The sequence below is a fragment of the Bacteroides mediterraneensis genome (assembly GCF_900128455.1).
In the GTDB taxonomy this organism is placed as follows: domain Bacteria; phylum Bacteroidota; class Bacteroidia; order Bacteroidales; family Bacteroidaceae; genus Phocaeicola; species Phocaeicola mediterraneensis.
In genome coordinates, this window is the sequence record NZ_LT635783.1 from 3,264,150 (window position 1) to 3,290,246 (window position 26,097).

Consider the following 26,097-nt stretch of genomic DNA (forward strand, 5'->3'; position numbering starts at 1 on the left):
CTTTCCTTAGAATGTGTACTGAAGCAGTACCGTAGCGCTATGGGTAGCAATCCCCAAATCGTCATTATCACGGTCCAACTGTGTATCGTGCCCCCAGCGTCCCACAAACTGATACATAGCCTGCAATTTCAGGTTACATCCCCTGAAGAAATAGTTCACTCCTACTGCCGGCATATTCATAAATCCGTTTGTATCCATCCCGTTACGATTGAAAAAATCATAGCGAGCCGTAGCCTGCAAACGGGATGTCACAAAATAACCTCCCTGCACATATCCTCCCAAGTAATGATAAGCCTCATCAATTTTCTGTCGCTTGGTAAAACCGACACGCATATAATACAACTCCGCACCCAAATACAGTTTTCTTTTCAACATGGCAAACTCTAATCCGGCACGATAATCGTTCGTACTTTCATTCTCGCTTTCTACGTTCAACGAAGTAGATACCCCGAACATCAGCTTGTCTTCTTTCAGGCGATTGGGATTACCTTGCGTAGAAGGCATCACTCCTTTCGGCATATAAGTAAACCGTCCAGCATACAGCAAGGAAGGAATGTGCCAATCATCACTGAATGTCTTCCCTGCCGTATTGACCGATATACCCGTTCCATTAAAGAGTCCGACTTCATACCCAAATCTATCTGCTAACAAACCGTGGACTTCTACCCCCAAATCGAATCCCGTACCAATATTGGGAGTCACGGCATTCAACGAATAAGGCAAGATTACAGAGGAGGTCAACGAGAGCGGAAGAGAAGGCATCAATGTTTCTCCTAAAGTAGTCAGATAACCGTGTGAAAAAGGTGTCTTGAACTTTCCGACACGAATGGAAAACTGTTTTTTCAATTCTACATCAAACCATGCCTGCTGCAACAACGCTGCCCCTGTAGCTGCCGCATTAAGTGAAAGATTGAAAGAAACCTTTCCAAAAGCCTTTCCTGTAAATCCCAACACCGCATAAGGAATAGCAAATCCAGAATTAGCCACATTATCCTGATTATACGCCTTATCCAGCCCTTCATCGTCATACCAGTTGAAGTTTGCACTGGTCTGTACCAGCAGATAAGGCTTGAACACAAAGTCGCCCTTTTTAGAAGCGATGGTAAATCCCTCTCTCCCGGCCAGCGACACAACACCGTTTTCCGTATCCTCTTCATGCTGTGCCAAAACTGTCAGCGGCATCATGGCAGCCAGACACATCGCAATCATTATTCTTTTCATAAATCGTTCGTTTCAGTTCTAAAAATTAAAGTGAATTCAAAAACGCAATCAGCGCATCACGGTCTTCCTTACTCATGCGTTTGAACAGATTTTTCGAGGCTTCTGCCTCTCCTCCGTGCCACATGATGGCCTCCACCAGGTTACGGGCACGCCCGTCGTGCAGGAAATACGTATGACCGTTCACCACTTCCTGCAGGCCGATGCCCCACAAAGGAGTCGTACGCCATTCATTTCCGCGAGCCAGTCCACTCACATAATTGTCGTTCAACCCTACCCCCATGATCTCCGACCCCATGTCGTGCAGCAAAAAATCAGAATATGGATGAATGGTTTGATTTCCTAACCACGGCAATTCCGTTCCATTCAGTAAAGTAGCTCCTCTTGTCTTTGTGTGCAAAGTAGTAACATGACAAAGATGGCACTTTGCCTCGTAAAATTTCTGCTCACCTTGCTGTACCTGTGCATCATTCACATTCCGCCGAGCCGGCACTCCCAAACAATGCATATAAAGGTCCACATCTTCCATATCCTCCGTCGACACATCCAACTGATCGTACGAGAGCCCCATCATGCTTCCCTGATCCATCTGTATCTGTCCCTCGCAGATTTCTTCCGGATAACGGCTGTTGGTCACTCCCATGTCACTGGAAAATCCCAGCTCCACCGTCAGGTCGGCATGCTGTGCCTTGTTGCCTGAAAGTCCCAAACGGGTCACGCCACGCTCACTGATATAATTACACCGCCCACTAATACCGTATTCCGGATAATTGCTTTTGGCTGCCAGTGCTTCAATCTCTGTTTGGTCAAGTGCCATCATCTGCCCCATCCCAACATGACGCAACGGAATGCGAACAGAACAGAACAAATCTTCCGGACGAATACTGTCGGCATACCATTCTGTTATGGTATAAGTCGGCTTACAAAGCTCATACGTTTCTCCATCAGGAAATTCAAACGTCTGATAATCATATTTCACCGAAAGTTTTCCTTCCGGTTTGACTCCGTAGATAGCCTGATCGTGCAACACACGCCCATAGTTCTGGAAAAAAGCTCCATTCTTTCGAGTAATATACACCAGCATGGAAGAAAAACCGTAATTTCCCGAGCCACCTTCGCTCCATAATGTCGGTTTGGTACGCCCCGCATTCCGGTGGCAGCTTCCACATGAATATCCGGCATATACCGGTCCCAGTCCACCGCCCTGATTGCTGCTGGTACGTACATCGTCATACAATCCATCACCGTCATTAAAACGGGTACTATAGATTCCCGAAACCCATGGAGCTTCAAAATCGTATGCTTTCGACGAGGCTAGAAAATTGGTAGCAGTACCGGCGGACAATGCATATCCATCCGGTACTTCCACATATTGCTGGTCAATGCCTTCCTTGTGACAGCCCCACAAACAGCCAGGCAAAAAAACATATAATACAAACTTCAAAATCCTCCTCATTCTTCTTTCATTTAATATAGCCATGTTTCAATCCACCGAACGAGCCTGTCCGTCTTTGAACAACAGAAATTCCAGTGTATGGAAACCACGTACATTCTGTGCGGCAGAAATACTTTCACTATCTTCCGAATAGTCACCGCTCCATTCCATCTGACTGTAATCTCCCGAATTCAAAATATTTACGATGGCTGCCTGGTCAAGCGGCCAGCTGTCCATGTTCGGATCCAGTCCCTGGTCGGCTACAGGACCAAACAAAAACGCCTCACTCATTTCCCAAGGTTCACGGGCTGTAATCCAAGCATCACACGCATCCTTAAATGCCTGATTGGTCGGATTGGCAGCCAACGCATTCACTTTCTCATACAAAGTACCAACCTTCGACTTCAAATCAGCATAAGTAGGCAACACCACTACATCTACATAATTCTCTACCACCGGACTCAATACATTTTCAGATAATGCATCACAAGCTGGCTTCAACTGATTTTTCAGCAATACACTCAACTCACTGCAAGCTTCCTGTGCAGCCAGACTCTGTCCACTATTGATATGATTACGGAAAGGCTGAGGTATGGCCAGAATTTTATCGTAAGCATTCTTGATAGCTGTCAAGGTATTGTCGGCCAATTCCTGTTGGCCGTTGTTTACCAACGCTGCATACAACGATTTTCCAGCCACCTGACTCTTATCGATTGTAGCCCCACTGATCAATGACTCGCTACGTACTCCACAAATTGCATTGCAAATGGATACGATGTTATTGGAATAATCCTCACGTGAATGCCAGCTATACCACGACTCTACGGCATAAAGCGCTTCGGTCACGTTCCCTGCCTGATATTTGGAATAAGGATCACCGATTTTTGTCTCCCCCACTTCATTGGCGATATCCACACAACCATCTATCACCTGTTGCACGCACGAACCTGCACTGTTGAACGGAGCACTGTGGTTTTTAAAAGTTGTGGCATAACTTTCACCTCCTTTATAGGACACCGCCCAATAATCATACAAATCGGAAGCATCCTTACGGAGCAGAGTCACTACGGCTTTCATGTAATTATTCCAACTAGCAGCATTTTCCGATGTATAATCTATATCGGCCGCATCAATCGGTTCTGGTTGAGGATCATCATTGTTACTGCACGCGGTTGAAGCAAAAGCCAAGCCTACCGCAAAGGCTGCGGCATAAAAGAAATTCTTTTTCATATTCATAATCATTTTTAGGATTTAACAGATTCATTTTTTGAAGAACCAGCCTACGTATGCCAGTCCGATGGAAAACTCATTTTCACTGGTATAAGGCCCTGTACCAAACATCTTTCCTGTACCAATCTGACGAGTGGTATAATCCGCCTTTACCACCAGATTCGGCAATGCAAACCAGTTCAGTCCAGCCACCCACATGCTCACCTTATTACGCAAGTCCATAGTTTGTCCCACTTCTCCCTTCTCCTGCGGATTATAGTATTCATAGCGGAGAAATGGATAAATTACAGGAACCTTACAATTGTGATTGAAAATGGAGCGCAGATTAACACCTACTTCTCCGGCATAACTGGCCGCATTTTTTGCCACTGGCACCACCCGACTGTAGGAAGCATTGTTCGAAAGGCGGACATTCTTACTACTAATAAACTTAGAATTCGTCAAATTTCCATACAGCACATTGGCGCGCAGCGTCACGTAATCATTCTTATACTGCAAGTCACCTGAATAAATTCGCAGCGGAGCCTTCCGGCCTTCATAAAAGTCTGGTTTGTCGGAATTGCCGGCAGTATTGGCACAATAATAAAAAGAACCTCCCACACGCAGTCCCGGCACTCCCCGATAGTCCAATCGAACCACATAACCGGGAGAGTTGAAGTTATCTTCTTCAAAAATTCCTTGCTTGCCACTACCTACCCATGTATTCCGGTCGAAACCATTCGCATTCAAACCCGCTACGACCAGCACCTGATAATCAAACGTGGTATATCCCTTACCAAACGTACCGAAAAACTCAATCCCGGTCTCATGCCACGTAGAAGGAAGAATCGTCGTTTCTCCTTCCGGGCGCACTGTTCCAAAAAAATTAACCGGCTCATGATGCGCATTGGTCAGCCCCACAGGCACTATGATATGCCCGGCCCGCACGTTGAAAGCCGGATGAATCAGACGGGTAATATGAAACTGTTCCAAGGCCACTTCTCCTCCTTTTTCCATTTCGGTCTCATACTCGCCGTTCTCTGAGTTTTCAAGTTCCATAGCCGTACCTACTCCTCCGGATTCAAATTCTATCTCCGCTCCCAAAATCCATTTAGGAGTAAACTTATAATCAAAAGCCAAAACAAAACGTGGAATGGAAATCGTATTCCGATGGTCACGGGTATTCCCGTTCGGATTTCCATAATAGCGATTAATACCATAATCCTTGAAACTGGCCACAGCCTCTCCATACCCTCCTACACGAAAGCGGGTATATCCGTCTTTGTCCACACGTTGCTTCTGTATCGTTGTTTTCACATATTCTTCAGCTACCTGCACCGAATCAACTTCACTAGCTGAAGCAGCTCCCGCAATACAACAAAGAGCAGTAAAAAATAAACTAACTTTTTTTTTCATTTCTCTGCGATTTTGAACATCGCAAAGGTAAACTACCCAAAAAAGTTTATCAATACCTAAAAATCACGAAAACAACAAACAAAACCTACTTATTTCTCAGTATATATCCAACTTAATTTTTACATAAATCAGGACACCCTTATATTGCTGGTTTATAGAAACATAGAATAAATCGGTGGATAATTATCCTTTTAAACTTCTCCTTATAATCCTCCATTATATACCTAAAAGAGACTAATCCCAATATACCAGTCCAGCCCCAATTCATTTATTAAATTGAAACATTCACTAGAACATAGAAACCAACTTACCTCGGCATAAATATGACAAGGTATTTTCATGAAAACACTTTGAAGAAATGAATGAAACAAAATGAAATCACCTTTGACCTACCCGTACAAAATGAACATTATCTCAAATTAAACTGCCTCCAAAAGTTAAACACAAAACTTTTTGGAGGCAGCACAAAACAAAATTAGAATGACCCCTATTTTTCAAAACAGATACAACAAGAACCAATCAGTAATTGCTCAATTATCTATGGTGTATTCTTCAATGCCACGAATTGCCTCTTTGGCCTTACGACGCACTTGAACACAGTGTAAAATTCCTCCGACAGCACCCAATACAAAGCCGACACTACCCCCGTAGCATATCATTTCACCTCCCACTTTCGGATAGCTTTCGAACATAAACCATACAATCCAACACAAAGCAAAGGGAATACCGAAATAAAGCCATCTCAAACCAAGCTGGTTCATTCGTACCAATGCTTTGCTGATATCCAACAAGTTCCCCGTTGAAATGCAATCAATACTGACACCCTTATGGCTATATCGCTGGTAAATTCCGGCTATAATCAAAAACACAGAAGTAAAAACACAAAAGATCCACGAATATCCCATCAACAAGAAAAATGTATTGCAATACACCAGTGCGAAACCTATCAAAAAATAGATAAACCTTTTCTTCCGATTAATATAGGCAACCTTGTCCTGCGTAGAGTTTTTAAGTAACTTTTCACTAACGATGATTTCTTTGGCCAGCTTGTCCCTTAGCAACTGAATCTGTTGCTTCATCTCATCTAATTCAAATTCATCTACATAATTTTCCATGATAGCACAGTTAATGGTTCGACATTTTTTTCAACTCTTCTTTAATACGATACAAACGCACAGATACATTTTTGGTAGAAATTCCGACAATAGCACCGATTTCTTCATAACTCATATTTTCCAGCCACAACAAAACAATGGCACGATCAAAAGGATTCAGCCGATGAATGCGGTCATAGAGCAGACGAATCTGCTTGGAACTTTCATCTTTATCTTCAAACAGATTGATATCCATGGTCAAAGGAACAACAGCACGCCTTTTCTTTTTCCTTTCGTATGAAATGCAGGTATTGAAACTCACTTTCCATATCCATGTATTGACGTTAGTAAGATTCTTGAAAGAATCATATCCTTTCCAAAGATTAATAAGCACTTCCTGAAAAAGATCACTTACTTCATCAGCATCCTTCGAGAACATAAAACACACCGTATAAATGGTACTCTTATGCTCTTTGACCATTTGCGCAAATGCAGTATCCAATGTTTTCATATCGTATGAATTTGTTTTTGACCATTAGACGCTTAGACCATCAGAAAAACTACACAAAAGTAGAAACTTTTTTAAAGAAAATACGGAAATACAGAAGTAGGAACAAAGTTATCCCAAGTAATATGCTCGTTTTCCAACAACTGTTCTCAATTTTCTCAAAGACAACATTCCAACTTACCTCGTCACGAACGTGACGATATCTTGACACAAACGTGACGCGCTCTTATCAGCAACGTGACGAGGTCTCCGCACGATTGTACCGAGGTATATTCATAAAGACACTTTACCAAAATAAATGGGACAAAAGAGAATCATCTCTACTTGCCCCATACAAAAACAGAAGAGGGACGCACGGTTGAACATGCATCCCTCTTTCCTATGCTATGGTGATTTTTTAAATCAAGAATCCCAGCAAAATACCGGCAGCTACTGCCGAACCGATGACACCGGCCACGTTCGGACCCATGGCGTGCATCAGCAGGTAGTTACTCGGATCGTATTCCAACCCTACCACCTGCGAAATACGGGCAGAGTCGGGTACCGCAGATACACCGGCATTACCAATAAGCGGATTGATTTTATCGTTTTTGGGAAGAATCAGGTTGAATATCTTCACGAAAATCACACCGGAAGCGGTGGCAATCACGAATGACAAGGCACCCAGACCGAAAATCTTCAAAGAGTCCACGGTCAGGAACTCAGAAGCCTGCGTGGAAGCTCCCACGGTAAGTCCCAACAGGATAGTGATGGTATCAATCAGCGGACCACGGGCTGTTTCAGCCAGACGACGGGTCACGCCACTTTCCTTCAACAAGTTACCGAAGAACAGCATACCCAGCAAAGGCAAACCGGACGGAACCAGGAAACAGGTCAACAACAAGCCTACAATCGGGAACATCACCTTTTCTGTGTGGGATACGGCACGAGGTGCTTTCATGCGGATCAGCCGCTCCTTCTTGGTGGTAAGCAAACGCATGATAGGCGGTTGTATCACAGGTACAAGGGCCATGTAAGAATAAGCCGACACGGCAATCGCTCCCATCAAGTTAGGTGCCAGCTTGGACGAAAGGAAAATAGCTGTCGGACCGTCGGCACCACCAATAATACCGATGGCTCCTGCCTGCATCGGGTCGAACCCCCAAGCAAGGGCAATCATGTAAGCTCCAAAAATACCGAACTGTGCAGCCGCCCCAATCAACATCAGCTTTGGATTGGATATCAAGGCCGAAAAATCGGTCATGGCCCCGATACCCAAGAAGATGAGGGGCGGATACCAGCCGGAGGTCACTCCCTGGTATAGAATATTCAGAACGGAACCCTCTTCATAAAGCCCGACTTTCAGGCCAGCCTCCATGTTGAAGGGAATGTTACCAATCAAGATACCAAAGCCGATGGGAATCAGTAACATCGGCTCAAACTCTTTTGCCACAGCCAGATAAATGAAAAAGATACCGACCAGAATCATCACCACATGCTGGATAGTGGCGTTATGAAAGCCGGTATAGGTCCAGAAATCGGCCAGGTTATTCTGTAAAAAACTAGCAAATTCTCCCATAATTATTCAATGATTATCAGGTCTGTACCTTCGAGTATTGATTCTCCTTTGCTCACCTTGATGGCAGTCACCTTACCGTCACGGTCGGCTTTGATGTCGTTTTCCATCTTCATGGCTTCAAGCACAAGCAGCGTCTGCCCACGTTTCACGGTATCTCCTTCTTTCACCTTGATTTCCAGAATGACACCCGGAAGCGGAGACTTGATACCCGATTTGCTTCCTGCTACTACCGGACGGCTTACAGCTGGAGGAGGAGCAGCCGGAGTGGTAGCTGCCGTGCGAACTACCGGTTTAATTTTCGGACCGGCCTTTTTCTCCAGTTCTACGGTATAGGCCGTTCCATTCACTTCTACATGTACGTTGTTGTCTTCTATGTCTCCCACGGTCACCTTATAAAGATTTCCGTTGATTTTATATCTGTATTCTTTCATGGTTATCTTTTTCTTTAGAGGTTATTTCTTATGAGGAGTCTCACGCAAGGTATAAATCTTGGAACTCCATGGTGAATAGCTTCGTTTCACCCGACTGATGGTCAGAATGGTTTCTTCCACATCGTGGTCGGCACCTTGGGCTTCATGCAAAGCCATGGAAATGGCGGCAATCACTTCACCCGGAGCTTCACCTAGCTTGCGTTCCTTTGCCTCCTGCTTGTCGGTCACATTCTGGGCCTTCATCGCATTGCGTTTACGCAACTTGACAGCCAACTTACCTACAAACTTGAAACAGAGGTAAAGCAATATCAACCCGAAAAATACCACGCTCATAGCAGAAATGGCCATGCCGATACCTACCGGGTCATGCTGTTCGAACTTTTCCATCTTCGGGTTGCTTTCAATGGTCTGGTTGTTGGTGCTCGGAGTCACGTATTTATCCTCGCTTCCACCTTTTACCTCCCATTCCTTAGAACCATCCCCCACACGTGCATACGACTGATCGGCTTGAAGCACACCTGCCGGAACGACTACCTGGTCTAACAGCTTCTTACCCGAATCATACAAACCAATCCAGTTGTCCTGTGTCTTGCTCAAGACAAAATTCGTATGGAACGTACCTCTTCTTGGTGCACCGTCAGCCCAAAACAAGGCATGCTGGCGAGGCTTCAACAGGGTCAACACATCCCCTTTCGGAATAAAATAAGAAAGGGTATCACCAGGCTGACTACTTACCCTCAGATAACATCCAGCCAAGTCGGCACTACTGTATGCTCTGTTGAATATTTCCACCCATCCACTGTGTACGCCATAATCGTCCTGAAAATTGGCTTCATTATCCACCAGCACCTCATTGATGAGCAGCTTGGAAGTGGTGTTCTGTTCTTTACAGGACGAGAAACCAACCAACAGCAACAGGGCCAGAAATATTCCGCTTTTATGTATTTTCATCATTATTGTCGTTTTTTAGTTACTATTACAAAGGAATATTACCGTGTTTCTTGGCCGGATTGGTCAGTTTCTTGGTCTGCAACTGCTGCAAGGCGCGGATAATACGGAAACGCGTGTTACGCGGCTCAATGACATCATCAATATAGCCATACTTAGCTGCATTATACGGGTTGGCAAACAGCTTCGTATATTCAGCTTCCTTCTCTGCCATGAAGGCTTTCGGGTCGGGAGCTTCCTTGGCTTCCTTAGCATACAACACTTCTACAGCACCGGCTCCACCCATTACGGCAATTTCGGCAGTTGGCCATGCATAATTCATGTCGCCCCGCAACTGCTTACAGCTCATCACAATGTGAGAACCTCCATACGACTTGCGAAGAGTAACCGTCACTTTAGGTACAGTGGCCTCTCCATAAGCATACAACAGTTTGGCTCCGTGCAGAATGACGGCATTGTATTCTTGTCCCGTACCCGGCAAGAAGCCCGGCACATCCACCAATGATACGATAGGAATATTGAAAGCGTCACAGAAACGGACGAAACGAGCGGCTTTACGGGATGCATTGCAATCGAGCACACCGGCCAGAAACTTCGGTTGGTTGGCAACGATACCGACCGACTGTCCGTTAAAGCGAGCAAAACCGATGATGATATTCTTGGCAAAATCACGCTGCACTTCGAGAAACTCCCCATTATCGACAATGGCACCGATTACTTCGTACATATCGTATGCCTTGTTCGGGCTGTCAGGAATAATTTCGTTGAGTGAATCTTCCAAACGATCAATCGGGTCCATACAGTCCACATAAGGAGGCTCTTCCAGATTGTTCTGTGGGATATAGCTCAACAATTTACGAATCAATGCCAAGCCTTCTTCTTCAGTAGCTGCCGTAAAATGCGTCACACCTGAACGAGTGGAATGGACACTGGCACCTCCCAAATCTTCCTGTGACACATCCTCTCCTGTCACCGTTTTCACTACCTTCGGACCTGTAAGGAACATGTAAGAAGTACCTTCCATCATCAAGGTGAAGTCTGTCAAGGCCGGAGAATATACTGCACCTCCTGCACAAGGACCAAAGATACCGGAAATCTGCGGAATCACTCCTGAAGCTAGGATATTGCGCTGGAAAATTTCCGCATAACCCGCCAAGGCATTGATACCTTCCTGAATACGTGCACCTCCAGAGTCGTTCAATCCGATACATGGCGCCCCCATCTTCATGGCCATATCCATCACCTTACAAATTTTCAACGACATGGTTTCTGACAAGGAACCGGCAGAAACGGTGAAATCCTGAGCAAAAACATAAACCAGACGGCCTTCGATAGTCCCGTAACCGGTTACGACGCCGTCTCCCAAATAATGTTTCTTGTCCATTCCGAAATTTGTACAGCGATGCTGCACGAACATGTCCATTTCTTCAAAGCTTCCTTCATCAAGGAGCATGGCTATACGTTCACGTGCAGTGTACTTTCCTTTATCATGTTGTTTGTCGATGGCTTTCGTGCCGCCACCCAGACGAGCCTGCGCACGAAGCTCTATCAGTTCTTTTACTTTTTCAAGTTGGTTACTCATGGTATTAGTCTTTAATATGGATAAAATAAAAAAGAGGTTTCTGCCGGGTTATTTTTCACAAAGTTCTGTCAATACTCCCATGGTTGATTTCGGGTGCAGGAAAGCAATATGCAGTCCTTCTGCTCCTTTACGGGGAACCTTGTCAATCAAACGGATTCCTGCTTCTTCTGCCTGTGCCAACGCATTTGCCACTCCGTCTTCTACTGCAAAAGCCACATGATGTACGCCCATCCCGCGGTTTTCAATAAACTTGGCTATAGTACTGTCCGGACCCGTCGGTTCCAATAATTCGATTTTTGTGTCACCACATTTCAAGAAAGCAGTCTTTACCTTCTGGTCTTCTACGGTTTCTATGTTATAGCATTTCAATCCGAGGACGTTTTCATAATAAGGAAGGGCTTCTTCAATACTTTTGACTGCGATGCCCAAATGTTCAATGTGAGAAATTTTCATAATAGAATTGTTTTTTATGGGTATTAATTTAAAGCTGTGTATCAGATACACACAGACAAAGAAAAGAAAATTGCGGTGAAAAAAGAAACTTTTTGACGATTTTTTCAAAGAATACCCGTTGTTTAAAGAGAGCTTAATCCCTTTATGGCTTCCGTTTCAACAGCTATACATAGATTTTGGTAAGTAATCGGTTGAGCCACCCCCAACGCACATGAAACCAACGACGGCTGCTCATCTGCTTTCCTCCAAAACGCAGAATAAAGTCGCGATAACCGTATTTCTTAAAAGGCAGACCGGCATCAATAAACTCAAAGTGATCACATCCTTGTGAACGGGCATATCGAATGGCTCCCCATACAGCCAGCACACCCGGATACTGCAAAGGATAACTTTTACGCATCCCTCCGGAGAATAAAAGGTAGGCATCACTCCCCGAGAACAGACATACGGACCCCCCAATAATTTTATCCTTGTAACGCACGATAAAAATCTTTCCACAATGGGAAAAATGTTCCAACAAAGTACTGAAAAATCCTATATCCGGCAAATAACGGTGAATTTTGGGCGAATAATAACGTTTTAACATGCTAAAAAAAGCGTTCAGCTCTTCCTTTGTATGAGCCACCTCAATAACAGCCCCATTCTTCAGTCCGTGACTGATTTGCTTTTTACGGGAAGTACTCATCCATTTGTCCAAGGAATCATGGTGAAGAGAATTACGAACCCGTAGCCAGCGGACAGGGAAATAACCGTTCCGACGAAAATAGCGATAGCCAAACAGAGGCTCTTCCAAATTACGAAACTCCAACACAAAAGCCCGATCAGCAAATTGAAGGGTAAAATACGAGAGCAATTCCCGAAAAATCTCTTCCCTTCGGTAAGAGGAAGGAAAATATTCACCCACTCCATACGCATATCCTTTCTCCACAAAACGACTCAGGCGCGTACTCTTACGCAAAATACACAGTAACTTACCCACAGGGGTCACTCCTTCGTAAGCGACCAGTAAACGTGGACAGTATCCTTTCGTCTGTTCCAATACATGAAACAGTTCGGTAGAATGAAAGATGTTGGAACCCGGCAGTTCGGGTACATCCTTAGCGTGGTAATATGTAGCTAAACGGATGCTCATGTCACGCAAATTTACATTTTTTTATTGAGGATTTAACAGGGAAGCCTTATATTTGTCCACGTAAACTTATTTTTTATGGAAAACTTCAGTGATTTAATTAGAAACAGGCGAAGTATGCGTAAATTCACAGGTGAGGAACTTACCCAAGACCAAGTGCTCACCTTACTGAAAGCAGCCTTGATGTCTCCCTCATCCAAACGCTCCAACTGCTGGCAGTTTATTGTCATCGACGACAAAGACACATTGGAAAAGCTTTCTTTCTGCAAGGAATCGGGAGCTGCCTTTGTAAAAGATGCAGCGGTAGCCATTGTGGTTACAGCCGACCCTCTTGCCAGTGATGTGTGGATTGAAGATGCTTCCATCGCCTCTATCATGATACAATTGCAAGCCGAAGATCTGGGATTGGGAAGTTGCTGGGTCCAAATCAGGGAACGTTTCACAGCCAACGGTCTGTCTGCCAACGAATATGTCCACGAATTGCTGGATCTTCCCTTACAATTACAAGTACTGTCTATCATCGCCATAGGACACAAAGGAATGGAGCGAAAGCCTTTCGACGAGTCACACCTGCAATGGGAAAAGGTACACATTAATAAATATGGAGGAAAATAATGGCTACAGCAATAGGTAAACACAAGGATACGTACCGGGCTACCGCCGTTTTCCTCGTACTGACGGGACTGCTCTATCTGATTGACAAATGGGTGGGATTCGGGAATCTGGGACTACCATGGGTAATGCAGAAAGATACCATGCTACTCTATGCAGCCGTAATTTACCTATGGTTTAAAAGTGACAAGTCGGTTGGCCTCATTCTATTGGGTATCTGGCTGATACAAAACATCGGGCTGGTGATTTCCCTGCTGGGACAAATATCGACATTTCTGTTACCTGCAGTCCTGCTGGCCATTGGAGTTTTATTGTATTTCTTATCTTCACGCGGATGATGAACACGAATAACAAATCGATTGTATGCATCGGGGCTGGCAACGTGGCCACTCATCTTTCAAAAGCCTTGCAACAAAAGGGCTTCCAGTTACAGCAGGTGTACAGCCGAACCGAAGAGTCTGCCCGTACGTTAGCAGACATACTGGGATGCGAATGGACTACCCAACTGACACAAATCCACGCAAAAGCTGACATATACATTGTTTCGGTAAAAGATGCCGTACTGGAAACGGTTATTTCACAATTGACTCACTGCAATCCCAATGCGCTCTACCTGCATACGGCAGGAAGCATGCCCATGGAGGTGTGGAAAGGAAAACAAAAGAACTATGGCGTAGCATACCCCATGCAAACTTTCAGCAGGCAGCGGGAAGTACGGATAGAAGAAATTCCGTTCTTCATTGAAGCCAATACGGCAGAAAACCTTTTACAGCTCCGAAAGATTGCCGAAGTCTTGAGTCCCAAGGTATATGAAGTCACTTCTGCACAACGGAAATACCTGCACATCGCAGCCGTATTTGCCTGCAACTTCAGCAACCACATGTATGCCATCTGCGAGCATTTGCTCACGGCACATCAGCTGCCTTTTGAAACCATGCTGCCCCTGATTGACGAAACTGCCCGGAAAGTACACGAACTGCCGCCCGTCGAAGCGCAGACAGGCCCTGCCCGAAGGTATGACGAGAATGTCATCCACCGGCATCTGAACATGCTGAAAGAAGAAGAACCACAACTGGCCGAAATCTACCGGATACTGAGCCTGCATATCCACCAATATGAAACTGAACATCAGAAATAAAAATCCAAATATGATTAATTACGATTTGACGAAAATAAAAGCTCTGTTCTTCGACGTGGACGGAGTATTGAGTGCGGAAACCATTTTCCTGCACCCGGATGGAGAGCCGATGCGCTCTGTCGATATCAAAGACGGATATGCTCTTCAGTTAGCCGTGAAATGTGGCCTTCATGTAGCCATTATCACAGGAGGAAAAACAGAAGCCGTACGCAAACGCTACGAGGGATTGGGTATCAAGGATGTCTGCCTGGGAGCCGCCATCAAGACCCGTGAATATCAGGAATTGCTGACTAAATACAACCTACAACCGGAAGAAGTACTTTACATGGGAGACGATATTCCGGACTATGAAGTGATGCAACTGGTAGGATTGCCCTGCTGTCCGGCGGATGCAGCTCCGGAAATCAAAGCCATCAGCAAATACATTTCTCATTGCAAAGGTGGATATGGTTGCGGAAGAGATGTGATTGAACAGGTACTGAAAGCACAAGGAAAATGGATGGCCGGACAGGCCGCTTTTGGCTGGTAAACCATTGAAGATTTATAAAGACATGAAACCACTGGAGAATATTCAACATTATAAAATTGTATTGGCTTCCAATTCCCCGCGTCGCCAGGAATTGTTGAGCGGACTGAACCTAGGCTACACAATAAGAGTGTTACCGGGAATTGACGAAAGTTATCCGGATTACCTGAAAGGAGAAGAGATACCGATGTACATCTCACGTAAAAAAGCAGATGCCTATCGTAATACCATGGGAGAAGATGAACTGATTATCACGGCAGATACGGTAGTATACATCCACGGAAAAGTGTTAGGGAAACCCAAGTCGTTGGAAGAAGCCAAAGAGATGCTGCGGGAGCTTTCTGGTGATACCCACCAAGTGATTACCGGTGTTTGCCTGACCACCCGAGAAATACAACGCACGTTCTCGGCAATGACACAGGTAACCTTCGACACGCTGACCGAAGACGAAATAGAATTTTATGTAAAAACATATCAACCCTTGGATAAAGCCGGAGCCTACGGAGTGCAGGAATGGATTGGCTTCGTAGGTGTATCGAAATTGGAAGGTTCGTATTTCAATGTCATGGGACTCCCGGTGCAACGCCTGTACCAAGAGCTCAAGAAACTTTAATGCAAAACTCTAGAAAGGGCTGAATAGGTGTTTCGGCCCTTTATTTTTGCCTGCCAAATCAAACTGAAACCCCACCGCTCAGGAATTGTTTTCAATACGGTATTCGCCAAGTTGTGCCGACGGTCGGCTGCGAACTGTGGGCGGAGACGGTGAAATTCCTTCCGTGCCTCACACACGGCTTTCACATTGGCCCAATCACCTTTCAACAGCCAGACAAGGGCAGCACAATAATCCAGAATAGTACGCACACGCATCACCGGAGCAAGCTCTTCTTCCGGCAAATTCTTATAGAGCATCAGCAGATTATTGCGGAAATTCAAAAAGGTTTTCCGTGGATTTTCTTTCTTCAACGTAGCTCCTCCCACGTGATACACCTTACTTGAAGGGACACAGACCAATTGAAATCCTCGGCTGCGCAAACGCCAGCACAAATCGATTTCTTCCATGTGAGCAAAAAAGCGGGCATCCAGTCCCCCGATTTTCCGATAGACCTCCAGGCGAATCAGCAAAGCAGCTCCTGTAGCCCAGAATACCGGGATAATCTCCTCATATTGACCTTTATCCTCTTCCACCGTATCCATCACACGTCCACGACAAAACGGATAACCATAACGGTCCATAAAACCTCCACTGGCACCTGCATATTCAAACATGTTTCGATGACGATAAGAAAGAATTTTAGGCTGGCAGGCAACTGTATCGGGATGGACATCCATATAAGCCACCATATCCCGAAGCCAACCTTCGGTCACCTCTACATCACTATTCAACAATACCACATATTCAGCCTCGACCTGTTGTAAAGCTCGGTTATATCCCTCGGCAAAACCGTAGTTTCTGTCCAGACGTATTAATTGTACAGAAGGAAATTCTTTTTCTACCACCGCACACGAATCATCGGTAGACGCATTGTCTGCGACATATACCACTGTCCCTTCTTCACAAGAACCGGAAACCACCGAAGGAAGGAACTGACGAAGCATTGCCTCGCCGTTCCAATTCAAGATGACCACTGCTGTCTTTATCATAAAATTGTACCTTTAAGCGACGTTTCGTCTTCGTTGAAATCTCCCAGACGGACTTTCACCAGATGATTGTCCAGTTTCTCATCATGAGCCAACTCCACCCGGATATAGTTCTTCGTAAAACCGTGCATAGGGGCACCTGACTTGGATTTTTCCATCAGTACTTCCGCTTCCAGCCCTATATGACTGGCATAGAAGGCCTTCGTCTTCTCATCCGATAATTCAAGCAGCCGCTGACTTCTGGCGTGTTTTTCAGGCGCAGGAACTACATAATCTATTTTTAAGGCCTGTGTCCCGGGACGCTCAGAATAGCTGAACACGTGCAGCTGTGTTACATCCAAACTTTTAATAAACTCATACGCACGCTCAAAATATTCAGGGGTCTCTCCTCTCGTCCCCACAATCACATCCACACCTATAAAAGCATCAGGCATCAAGGACTTTATCTTAGCCACTTTCTCCGCAAACAAGGCGGTATCATAACGGCGACGCATCAACTTCAACACTTCATCGCAGCCAGACTGCAAGGGAATATGGAAATGAGGCATGAAACGACGGGAACGGGCTACATACTCAATAATATCATCCGTCAACAGATTTGGCTCAATGGAAGAGATACGGTAACGTTCAATGCCTTCCACCTCGTCCAGCGCCTTGACCAAATCAAAAAAGGTTTCTCCGGTAGTTTTCCCAAAATCTCCGATATTCACCCCGGTCAACACAATTTCTTTTCCACCTTCAGCTGCCGCCTGACGAGCTTGTGCCACCAAATCTTCAATCTTTCCATTTCGGCTTCGCCCACGGGCAAAAGGAATAGTACAATAAGAACAGAAATAATCGCAACCGTCTTGCACTTTCAAGAAATAACGGGTACGGTCACCGCGTGAACAAGAAGGCGAAAAAGTGCGGATATCTTTCGTAGCCGTCACTACCGCCTCACCATGAGCATGCTTTTCCAAATTACCCAAATATTTCATAAGTTCACCTTTCTGCTCTGCCCCTAAGACCAAGTCTACTCCTTCTATATCAGCCACCTGTCCTGGTTTTAACTGTGCATAACATCCAGTCACCACAATAAAGGCCCCCGGATGCTGGCGGGAAAGACGATGAATCGCCTGACGGCATTTCTTGTCGGCCATCTCCGTCACCGAACAGGTATTAATCACACAAATGTCTGCCTTCTCACCTTTCCGAGCCGTACGAACTCCCGCCTCTTTTAAAGTCTTACCAATAGAAGAAGTCTCTGCAAAGTTTAACTTGCAGCCCAGCGTATAATAAACAGCTACTTTATCCTGAAAAATAGTTGTATCAATCATATCTCTTTATCATTTTAGAAGTCTGCAAAGGTACACATAATTCACGACTCATGAAACGAGTTCGCATAGATTGAAGTCTCCATTAGGAGTTTTTGAGGGCTTTTCATTCTTCTTCTAAAAAAATATCAAATTAAAAAACAAAAAAATATGTTTTGCAACACGTTATAATTCAAGCAGATAAGTTTTAAAACATATTTTTTTGAAAAAAAATCGCTCAAAAGTGAACAACGTATTAGAAAAGTCTATATCTTTGCAACGTTTTAAGAAAACAACATAAGTATTACAGATTTAAAAAGCAAAGAAAATGAAAAAATTAGTATTTTTGTTCGTAGCATTTGCTGCAGTTTCTTTCGCTTCTTGCGGAAACAAAGCAGCTAACAGTGAAGCAGCATCTGATTCAGATTCAGTAGCAGTAGTTGAAGAAGCAGCTCCGGTTGTTGATTCAGCAGCAGTAGTTTGCGACTCAGCTGCAGTATCTGCTGACTCTGCAGTAGTAGCTGAATAATCTCGAACACTAGAGAGAATTGAAAGTCTGTAAGCTCAGCCTACAGACTTTTTTTTATGCCTTTTTTGCTGTAATATACGATTTCCACACACTTCTATTTCTTCCCAACCTTTTTCATCTAGAGGCAATCCATTACAACACCCTCTCTCCTATCCCTCCCTACTCACCCTCATCCCGAACAACCACTAACAAAATCTACAACCACCCAGCCCTATTACCGCCTCCTTACTCATCAGACAAAAATTAAAAACCCCGAACAGACAAACGTCCATTCGGGGGATTTATCAAGTATTTACAGATACGAATTAAGCTTCTTCTGCGACAACTTCGAAAGGAATTTCTACAGAAACTTCCTTGTGAAGTTTAACGATAGCTTTGTAGTGTCCAACTTCCTTTACATTGTCTTTTACAACGATAATCTTACGATCGATGTTGTGACCCAACTTAGCCAATTCATCAGCAATCTGAATGCTGCCTACTGAACCATAGATTGAACCAGTTGCACTAACCTTAGTAGCAATAGTCAATGAAACGCCCTTCAGTGTTTCTGCTACAGCTTCAGCATCTTTCTTAATCTTCTCCAATTTATGAGCACGCTGCTTCAATTCTTCAGCCAACATTTTCTTTGCAGCCGGAGAAGCAATCACTGCTTTACCAGTCGGAATAAGATAGTTACGACCATAACCAGACTTAACGGTTACAATATCATTCTTGTAGCCCAAGTTAACTACGTCTTCTTTCAAAATCAGTTCCATATTCTTATTCCTCCTTTATTATTTCATCATATCAGTTACGAAAGGCAGCAAAGCCAAGTGACGAGCTCTCTTAACAGCCTGCGCAATACGACGCTGGAACTTCAATGAAGTACCTGTAATACGGCGCGGAAGGATCTTTCCCTGTTCGTTCAAAAATTTCTTCAAGAATTCAGGATCTTTGTAGTCGATATACTTAATACCGCTCTTTTTGAAACGACAGTATTTTTTCTTCTTCACGTCTACTGAAGGCGGAGTTAAATATCTGATTTCTGATTGTTGCTGTGCCATGATTAGTTTTCCTCCTTTTTAGTTGATTTTACATTTCTTCTCTTAGCAGCGTATTCTGCAGCATACTTATCCATCTTGAAAGTCAAGAAACGGATTACACGTTCGTCACGACGGTAGTTTACTTCCAGCTTCTCGATTACAGACGGTTCTGCTTTGAATTCAATCAGCTGATAGAATCCTGTAGATTTTTTCTGAATTGGGTAAGCCAATTTCTTCAATCCCCAGTTTTCTTCATTGATGATCTCCGCACCTTCCTGAGTCAGGATAGCTTTGAACTTCTCTACCGCTTCCTTCATCTGAACATCAGACAAAACGGGAGTTAAAATGAAAACGGTTTCGTATTGATTCATACTATTCGTTGATTAAATTATTAATAATGATTTTTTATTTGCGCGGCAAAGGTACGACTTTTCAATCAAGAAACCAAAGTTTCTCAATGATTTATACAATAAAGATTCTTAAAAAAAGATGAATTACCCAAGAAGAAGCCTTTTCCTTATTTTAATCTACATGAAATATCGTATATTTGCAAAGTTGCTTAAACAATAATTACATGATAGAACAGTTCAATTTTGACATTCAACTAATATTTGCCATCCTGAATGGGAAAGTATCTGCCGCCATCAACCGTAAGTTAATCCGCAACTTCCGTTTGAACGACATGGAAATTACGCCTGAACAATGGACCGTACTACTCTACCTATGGGAAAAAGACGGAGTAACCCAACAAGAATTGTGCAACGCCACTTTCAAGGATAAGCCCAGTATGACCCGCCTAATTGACAACATGGAAAAGCAGCACTTAGTGATACGTGTACCGGACAAGAAAGACCGCCGTACCAATAAAATCCATCTGACCGAAAACGGCAAGAAATTGGAAGAGAAAGCACGGTTCATTGCCAACAAGACATTAAAAGAAGCCTTGCACGGACTTACCTTGGAAGAACTGAGAGTAAGCCAGGAAGTGCTTCGCAAAATATTCACCAACACCAAGGATTAGACACGTATTTCCACACAGCCAATGCTTACAAGAAAGCTAAAAATCATTACATTTGTCAAGCTTTTATAAAAGGCAGTATATATATGCTTGAATTTCCGTTTTTTTTCACGAAATAATTTTTTGAATAGAAGAATTATGCTTTAATTTGTAACCATGAATAAATAAACCATAAAAAGAAGACACACATGAAAAGCTTATTACAGAATTTAGGAGTGATATTAGTCATCATTGGTGCTGTGATTCTCATTGCAAGCTATGCAGTGGGTAATGTGAACAACAACGCCGTATTAGGAGGTTCCTTGGCACTTGTGGTAATAGGACTAATTGCTTACATCATCCTGAACAAAAGAATTACAGACTGAATTTTCTCAGCCAAAAAACAGCAATAAAAAAGCCTGAATTTTTCAATTCAGGCTTTTTTATTGCTCACTCGGAAACTGAGTCTTATTCACCTTCCGGAGTAATCAATTTATATCCCTTTCCATGGATATTGATGATTTCAATTGAATCATCTTCCTTCAAATGCTTACGCAACTTAGTGATATACACATCCATACTTCTTGCATTGAAATAGTTGTCATCAATCCAGATAGTCTTTAATGCAAAATCACGCTGCAAAATTTCATTGGCATGCGCACAAAGCAAACCTAACAATTCAGATTCTTTCGTAGTCAATTTCGTCTGCTTGTCACCGATAGACAAAATCTGCTTCTGGGTATCAAACGTAAAGCGGCCAATTTTATACACCGTACTTTCACGATTACGTTTGCCACGTACACGGCGCAGAATAGCCTCAATACGGAAAGTCAATTCTTCCATACTGAAGGGTTTCGTGATATAATCGTCCGCACCAATCTTAAAGCCTTCCAATATATCTTCCTTCAAAGTCTTTGCCGTCAAGAAAATAATAGGCACTTCCGCATTTGCCTGACGAATTTCCTGTGCCAAGGTAAAACCATCTTTTCTCGGCATCATCACATCGGTCACAACCAAATCATATTTACTCTTCAGGAAAGCCTTAAAACCAACTTCTCCATCTGGGAAAAGATCGGCGTTATAACCTTTCGCCTGTAAATATTCTCTCAAAAGCATGCCAAGATTCTCGTCATCTTCGCATAACAAAATACGCAATTTGTCGTCCATATCTTATTCTTCTTTAAATAGTGGTATCGTTATTATAAATTTCGTTCCTACGTTCAATTCACTCTCGGCACGGATAGCCCCCTTATGGTCTGTAATTATTTTCTTCACATAAGCCAATCCGAGGCCAAAGCCTTTCACGTCATGCAAGTTCCCAGTATGTACCCGGTAGAACTTATCAAATATCTTTTTTAAATTCTCCTTCTTAATACCAATTCCATTATCCTCTATGGATATGCACAGCTTACCGGTTTCGTTCCAAGTACGAATCTTCAAAGCAATATCCCGATCCGGACTCTTATATTTCACCGCATTATCCAGCAAATTGAATATCACATTCGTAAAGTGCATCTCATCCACAAAAATAACAGGATCCTGTGCATTCAATTCCGCATCCAGCGTACCGTTATTCTTTTCGACCTTCAAACGGAAGGTATTCACCACTCCGTTAATCAGTTCATGGGCATCGATTTCCTTCTTTTTCAGCGTCACACTCTGTCTTTCAAACATAGACATCTGCAACACCTTTTCCACCTGGAACCTCAAACGCTTCGTCTCATCGTTAATAACGCCGGAGATATGCTTGAACATGACAGGCGACTTACCTACCGCCGGGTCATTCAACATCTGTGCGGCCAGAGATATGGTAGAAATCGGAGTTTTAAACTCATGCGTCATATTATTGATGAAATCATTCTTTATCTCTGTCAGGCGTTTCTGACGGAAAATAATGTAAATCGTAAAAATAAAGGTAATCAGCAATACCACCGTAAAAATAATGGAAGGTATCATGAATTTCACCGAACTAAAAATATAGTTATCCAATGTGGGGAAAAAGATATTCACAAATCCCATTTTGGCCGGAGGATCTTTCTCAAAAATCAATCTGGAATAAACCTTCTCGTCATCATGCACATAATCCGAACAACGGTACACCTCTTTTCCATCCCGGTCTGTCACTGAAAAGTGATAGGGTATATCTATCCCGTTATTGAACAGTTCCGTTTTCAGGAAATGATCCAGCTGCTTAAAGTTGATTCTTTCCTTCAGCGGTTTGTCACTTGCCGTATAGAGGATGTTATAAACCACCTCGTCAAGCAACGCCCGTTGGTACACATAACGCTCCTTCAACACCTCCTGCAAGGCACGTGAGGTTTGTGGGATAGTCCTCCCCGTAGAAATCACGACTTTCGGCACATTGGAAGGCCGATTCATGATAGTCTTTAATTCAAACGTGGAGTAAGTAGAACCGTCGGGAGCCGTAATCGTGTATTGATGATGCTCTACCACATTCTCTCCCGCGTCATTTCCCTCCTGGTATCTTTTCGATAAAAGTGCCGCCCGTTCTTGCGCCGCGACATCTTTTTCAAGATATCTTTTCGTTTCTACCAGTTCCAGATTATGCACAGCCTTACCCAGACTGCGGTTCACATTCTCTTCAAACTGACTGCGCCGCATTTTGACCATCTCTTCAATGTAGCTCACCTGCAGATAAAGCAAGCTTAAAAAGGACAGTCCCATTACAACTCCTAATATCCAAATAGTAGACTTTTTCATACGGGCAAATTTAACAACCTCACAAATACCACACTAGCTACTTAACAAGCTTTAAACCGGCGTTTGTCGTATATTAACCAAAATCCGAATTTTACCTGATAAAACATTCATCATCGTCACTTTTTCACCCACACACATCGCAAAAATAATAAAATATTAGATTAATAACAAATAAACAAGCCGATTTGTTTAAGCAAAGTTAAACAAAAAAGGCCGCGTTTTTTAAGAAACGCAGCCTTTTTATCTATAAAAATCACAACTAGCACTTATGCTTCGTCCTTTTCTTGCTCTTCAAATTCTTTCATCAACTTGGTCTGTACATCCGTCGGAACCAGTTCATAGCTGGCAAACTTCATGATAAACGAAGCGCGCCCTCCAGTCAATGAGCTCAAAGCAGTAGAATAGTTCGACATTTCCTTCAGAGGAACCTTGGCACTCAGCTTCTCGTAACCTTTTTCACTGGTCATGCCCATAATCATACCGCGACGTCCCTGCATATCGCTCATCACGTCACCCAATTTATCGCTTGGCACGAACACTTCTACATCATAAATCGGTTCCAGAATCTTCGGACCGGCATTCTTGAAGGCTTCACTGAATGCATGACGTCCAGCCAACATAAAGGAAATTTCATTGGAATCTACCGGATGCATCTTTCCATCATACACAATGACACGTACGTCACGTGCATAAGAACCTGTCAACGGACCTTGCTCCATACGGCTCATGATACCTTTCAAAATAGCCGGCATGAAACGTGCATCGATGGCTCCACCTACCACACTGTTCACGAATACCAGTTTTCCACCCCATTCCAGGTCGATAACTTCCGTACCTTTCACGTTCATCTTATATTCCTGTCCGTTGAACTTGTAGGTCTCCGGAGCTGGCATACCTTCATAATATGGCTCTACAATCAAGTGTACTTCACCAAACTGACCGGCGCCTCCCGACTGCTTTTTATGACGATAGTCGGCACGTGCAGCCTTTGTGATGGTTTCACGATAAGGAATCTTCGGTTCATAGAACTGAATCGGCAATTTCTCATTGTTTTCCAGACGCCATTTCAACGTACGCAAATGGAACTCACCTTGTCCGTGTACCAGAATCTGACGCAGTTCTTTGGATTGCTCTACGACCCATGTCGGATCTTCCTCACGCATACGATTCAATACCGCCATCATCTTTTCTGTATCCGCTTCATTGACCGGTTTGATGGCTCTTGTATATTTCGGATTCGGATACTTGATAAAGTTGAAACGGTTTTCACAATCCTTGCCGTTCAACGTATTTCCAGTCTTTACGTCTTTCAGTTTCACCGTACAACCGATATCTCCCGCACGAAGTTCATCCACTTTTTCACGAGTGGCACCTGCACACACATAAAGCTGTGCCATACGTTCCTTCGAGCCACGATCGGCATTGCTCAAGTCGTCTCCTTCGTGAACCACTCCACTCATCACCTTGAAATACTGTACATCACCGATATGAGGTTCTACAGCCGTTTTAAAGAAATAAAGTGAAGTCGGACCATTCGGATCAGGAGGAACAGGTACACCGCGTGTGTTATGCACCACCGGCATTTCATCTACAAACGGAACCACGTTGCCCAGGAATTCCATCAAACGGCGAACACCCATGTCTTTTCCGGCACACACACAGAATACAGGGAACATCCCTCTGGCTGCCAATCCCTTTCGGATACCTTCACGCATTTCGTCTTCCGTCAGTGATTCAGCCTCAAAGAATTTCTCCATCAGACTTTCATCATGTTCCGCAGCGGCTTCCACCAAAGTCTTATGCCATTCCTGCGCTTTTTCCATCTCTTCCGCCGGAATATCTTCGATGGTAGGTGCTCCACCGTCAGGTCCCCAAGAATATTTCTTCATTAAAAGTACATCAATCAACGAATTGAAGTCGGGTCCTGTAGCCAACGGATACTGAACCGGAACAACCTTAGAGCCATAATTCTCTTTCAACTGTTCAAGCACATGGTCGAAATCACATTTTTCACTATCCAGCTGGTTCACCAGGAAAATCACCGGTTTACCCAGTTTTTCAGTATAACGGAAGTGATTCTGCGTACCCACTTCCGGACCATATTGCCCGTTCAGCAACAAGATGGCAGTATCAGTCACATTCAACGCGGTAATGGCAGCCCCTACGAAGTCATCACTTCCCGGGCAGTCTATGATATTGAGTTTCTTCCCGTTCCATTCCACATGATATACAGTAGAAAATACTGAATACCCATATTCCTGCTCCACCGGGAAATAATCACTCACCGTATTCTTGGCAGTAATTCTTCCGCGACGTTTTATAATACCACTCTCATAGAGCAAGGCTTCTGTGAGAGTGGTTTTACCTGAGCCGTCATTACCGAGAAGGGCAATGTTCTTGATTTCGTTTGTCTGATATACTTTCATGGTATTTCAAGATTTAGTTTAGTAACGAAAGGATATGCTTTTCATATCTCTTATTTTTTAACGAAGCGCAAATTAGAGATTATAATTCAGAAAAACAATAAAAAGTTTCGTGTTACTAAACTATGTTTTCAGACATAGTAATCCGAAATTTCTTCCGTCCTCCCCAAATTATCCGTATATTTACACCCGCAAAACCAATTCTTACAGTTAATTGT

28 protein-coding genes are annotated in these 26,097 nt (G+C 43.7%); 8 read left to right on the forward strand and 20 right to left on the reverse strand.

Annotation, left to right across the window (positions count from 1 at the left end; all coding sequences use genetic code 11):
- Positions 1–6 precede the first annotated feature (6 nt).
- From BQ7480_RS13960 to BQ7480_RS14015, 12 genes are all read right to left on the reverse strand, one after another.
- Positions 7–1,221 (reverse strand): porin, encoded by a 1,215-nt coding sequence (locus tag BQ7480_RS13960; RefSeq protein ID WP_072543345.1) that lies wholly within the window; start codon positions 1,219–1,221, stop codon positions 7–9.
- Positions 1,222–1,246: 25 nt separating this feature from the next.
- The gene (locus BQ7480_RS13965) at positions 1,247–2,674 is read right to left on the reverse strand and encodes a di-heme oxidoredictase family protein (protein WP_072543346.1); all 1,428 of its coding nucleotides are present in this window, start codon (positions 2,672–2,674) and stop codon (positions 1,247–1,249) included.
- Positions 2,675–2,701: 27 nt separating this feature from the next.
- Positions 2,702–3,883, reverse strand: a complete 1,182-nt coding sequence (locus BQ7480_RS13970) for an imelysin family protein (protein ID WP_072544056.1) — start codon at positions 3,881–3,883, stop codon at positions 2,702–2,704.
- Between the two features lie 30 nt (positions 3,884–3,913).
- Complete coding sequence (locus tag BQ7480_RS13975; RefSeq protein WP_072543347.1) at positions 3,914–5,278, reverse strand: hypothetical protein; 1,365 nt, start codon at positions 5,276–5,278, stop codon at positions 3,914–3,916.
- A 530-nt stretch (positions 5,279–5,808) separates the two neighbouring features.
- A complete protein-coding gene (locus BQ7480_RS13980) occupies positions 5,809–6,393 on the reverse strand; it encodes a hypothetical protein (RefSeq protein WP_072543348.1) in 585 nt (194 codons plus the stop codon).
- Positions 6,394–6,403: 10 nt separating this feature from the next.
- Entirely contained in the window at positions 6,404–6,883 is a 480-nt protein-coding gene (locus BQ7480_RS13985; RefSeq protein WP_072543349.1) for an RNA polymerase sigma factor, read from the reverse strand.
- A 394-nt stretch (positions 6,884–7,277) separates the two neighbouring features.
- On the reverse strand, positions 7,278–8,438 hold the full coding sequence (locus BQ7480_RS13990) for a sodium ion-translocating decarboxylase subunit beta (RefSeq protein ID WP_072543350.1): 1,161 nt from the start codon (positions 8,436–8,438) through the stop codon (positions 7,278–7,280).
- Between the two features lie 2 nt (positions 8,439–8,440).
- On the reverse strand, positions 8,441–8,869 hold the full coding sequence (locus tag BQ7480_RS13995) for a biotin/lipoyl-containing protein (RefSeq protein WP_007563146.1): 429 nt from the start codon (positions 8,867–8,869) through the stop codon (positions 8,441–8,443).
- A gap of 21 nt (positions 8,870–8,890) precedes the next feature.
- A complete protein-coding gene (locus tag BQ7480_RS14000) occupies positions 8,891–9,820 on the reverse strand; it encodes an OadG family transporter subunit (RefSeq protein ID WP_072544057.1) in 930 nt (309 codons plus the stop codon).
- 25 nt (positions 9,821–9,845) lie between these two features.
- Positions 9,846–11,399 carry an acyl-CoA carboxylase subunit beta gene (locus BQ7480_RS14005; protein WP_072543351.1) on the reverse strand — a complete coding sequence of 518 codons (1,554 nt, stop codon included), beginning with the start codon at positions 11,397–11,399 and terminating at the stop codon, positions 9,846–9,848.
- 48 nt (positions 11,400–11,447) lie between these two features.
- The gene (gene mce, locus BQ7480_RS14010) at positions 11,448–11,852 is read right to left on the reverse strand and encodes a methylmalonyl-CoA epimerase (RefSeq protein WP_072543352.1); all 405 of its coding nucleotides are present in this window, start codon (positions 11,850–11,852) and stop codon (positions 11,448–11,450) included.
- A 163-nt stretch (positions 11,853–12,015) separates the two neighbouring features.
- Positions 12,016–12,984 (reverse strand): GNAT family N-acetyltransferase, encoded by a 969-nt coding sequence (locus BQ7480_RS14015; protein ID WP_072543353.1) that lies wholly within the window; start codon positions 12,982–12,984, stop codon positions 12,016–12,018.
- A 75-nt stretch (positions 12,985–13,059) separates the two neighbouring features.
- Here BQ7480_RS14015 and BQ7480_RS14020 point away from each other — a divergent pair, with 75 nt between their 5' ends.
- Genes BQ7480_RS14020 through BQ7480_RS14040 form a run of 5 tightly spaced genes read left to right on the forward strand, consistent with a single transcriptional unit; the run spans position 13,060 to position 15,870 of the window.
- Positions 13,060–13,596: a nitroreductase family protein gene (locus BQ7480_RS14020; RefSeq protein ID WP_072543354.1), complete on the forward strand. Its 537-nt coding sequence runs from the start codon at positions 13,060–13,062 to the stop codon at positions 13,594–13,596.
- The gene (locus BQ7480_RS14025; protein WP_072543355.1) at positions 13,596–13,931 is read left to right on the forward strand and encodes a hypothetical protein; all 336 of its coding nucleotides are present in this window, start codon (positions 13,596–13,598) and stop codon (positions 13,929–13,931) included. The genes BQ7480_RS14020 and BQ7480_RS14025 overlap by 1 nt, the downstream gene beginning before the upstream one ends.
- Positions 13,928–14,731: a Rossmann-like and DUF2520 domain-containing protein gene (locus tag BQ7480_RS14030; RefSeq protein ID WP_072543356.1), complete on the forward strand. Its 804-nt coding sequence runs from the start codon at positions 13,928–13,930 to the stop codon at positions 14,729–14,731. Before BQ7480_RS14025 ends, BQ7480_RS14030 begins: the two co-directional genes overlap by 4 nt.
- A gap of 10 nt (positions 14,732–14,741) precedes the next feature.
- Positions 14,742–15,260, forward strand: coding sequence for a KdsC family phosphatase (locus BQ7480_RS14035; RefSeq protein WP_072544058.1), 519 nt, complete (start codon positions 14,742–14,744; stop codon positions 15,258–15,260).
- A gap of 22 nt (positions 15,261–15,282) precedes the next feature.
- Positions 15,283–15,870 (forward strand): Maf-like protein, encoded by a 588-nt coding sequence (locus BQ7480_RS14040; RefSeq protein WP_072543357.1) that lies wholly within the window; start codon positions 15,283–15,285, stop codon positions 15,868–15,870.
- Here BQ7480_RS14040 and BQ7480_RS14045 read toward each other — a convergent pair.
- Together BQ7480_RS14045 and mtaB are read right to left on the reverse strand one after the other, a co-directional pair.
- Entirely contained in the window at positions 15,867–16,898 is a 1,032-nt protein-coding gene (locus BQ7480_RS14045; RefSeq protein ID WP_072543358.1) for a glycosyltransferase family 2 protein, read from the reverse strand. The two genes, BQ7480_RS14040 and BQ7480_RS14045, sit on opposite strands and share 4 nt — an antisense overlap.
- A complete protein-coding gene (gene mtaB / locus BQ7480_RS14050; RefSeq protein ID WP_072543359.1) occupies positions 16,895–18,211 on the reverse strand; it encodes a tRNA (N(6)-L-threonylcarbamoyladenosine(37)-C(2))-methylthiotransferase MtaB in 1,317 nt (438 codons plus the stop codon). The genes BQ7480_RS14045 and mtaB overlap by 4 nt, the downstream gene beginning before the upstream one ends.
- A gap of 304 nt (positions 18,212–18,515) precedes the next feature.
- Between mtaB and BQ7480_RS14055 the strand changes: the two genes are divergently transcribed.
- Positions 18,516–18,716: a PG1828 family lipoprotein gene (locus BQ7480_RS14055; RefSeq protein ID WP_072543360.1), complete on the forward strand. Its 201-nt coding sequence runs from the start codon at positions 18,516–18,518 to the stop codon at positions 18,714–18,716.
- A gap of 305 nt (positions 18,717–19,021) precedes the next feature.
- Here the strand turns inward: BQ7480_RS14055 and rplI are convergent, their stop codons facing one another.
- The 3 genes from rplI to rpsF are packed head-to-tail and all read right to left on the reverse strand — an operon-like array spanning position 19,022 to position 20,109.
- Positions 19,022–19,471 (reverse strand): 50S ribosomal protein L9, encoded by a 450-nt coding sequence (rplI, locus tag BQ7480_RS14060; protein ID WP_022353203.1) that lies wholly within the window; start codon positions 19,469–19,471, stop codon positions 19,022–19,024.
- Between the two features lie 18 nt (positions 19,472–19,489).
- On the reverse strand, positions 19,490–19,759 hold the full coding sequence (gene rpsR / locus BQ7480_RS14065) for a 30S ribosomal protein S18 (protein WP_005841178.1): 270 nt from the start codon (positions 19,757–19,759) through the stop codon (positions 19,490–19,492).
- A gap of 2 nt (positions 19,760–19,761) precedes the next feature.
- Positions 19,762–20,109 (reverse strand): 30S ribosomal protein S6, encoded by a 348-nt coding sequence (gene rpsF / locus BQ7480_RS14070; RefSeq protein WP_007563184.1) that lies wholly within the window; start codon positions 20,107–20,109, stop codon positions 19,762–19,764.
- Positions 20,110–20,312: 203 nt separating this feature from the next.
- On the opposite strand from rpsF, the gene BQ7480_RS14075 reads away from it, so the two are divergent.
- Complete coding sequence (locus BQ7480_RS14075) at positions 20,313–20,759, forward strand: MarR family winged helix-turn-helix transcriptional regulator (RefSeq protein ID WP_072543361.1); 447 nt, start codon at positions 20,313–20,315, stop codon at positions 20,757–20,759.
- Between the two features lie 185 nt (positions 20,760–20,944).
- Entirely contained in the window at positions 20,945–21,121 is a 177-nt protein-coding gene (locus BQ7480_RS17980) for a hypothetical protein (protein WP_167363326.1), read from the forward strand.
- A gap of 82 nt (positions 21,122–21,203) precedes the next feature.
- Here BQ7480_RS17980 and rprY read toward each other — a convergent pair whose 3' ends face one another.
- From rprY to BQ7480_RS14090, 3 genes are all read right to left on the reverse strand, one after another.
- Positions 21,204–21,902: a response regulator transcription factor RprY gene (rprY, locus tag BQ7480_RS14080; RefSeq protein ID WP_007563193.1), complete on the reverse strand. Its 699-nt coding sequence runs from the start codon at positions 21,900–21,902 to the stop codon at positions 21,204–21,206.
- Between the two features lie 3 nt (positions 21,903–21,905).
- A complete protein-coding gene (locus tag BQ7480_RS14085) occupies positions 21,906–23,456 on the reverse strand; it encodes a sensor histidine kinase (RefSeq protein WP_072543362.1) in 1,551 nt (516 codons plus the stop codon).
- Positions 23,457–23,722: 266 nt separating this feature from the next.
- Entirely contained in the window at positions 23,723–25,882 is a 2,160-nt protein-coding gene (locus BQ7480_RS14090; RefSeq protein ID WP_072543363.1) for an elongation factor G, read from the reverse strand.
- Positions 25,883–26,097: the final 215 nt, after the last annotated feature.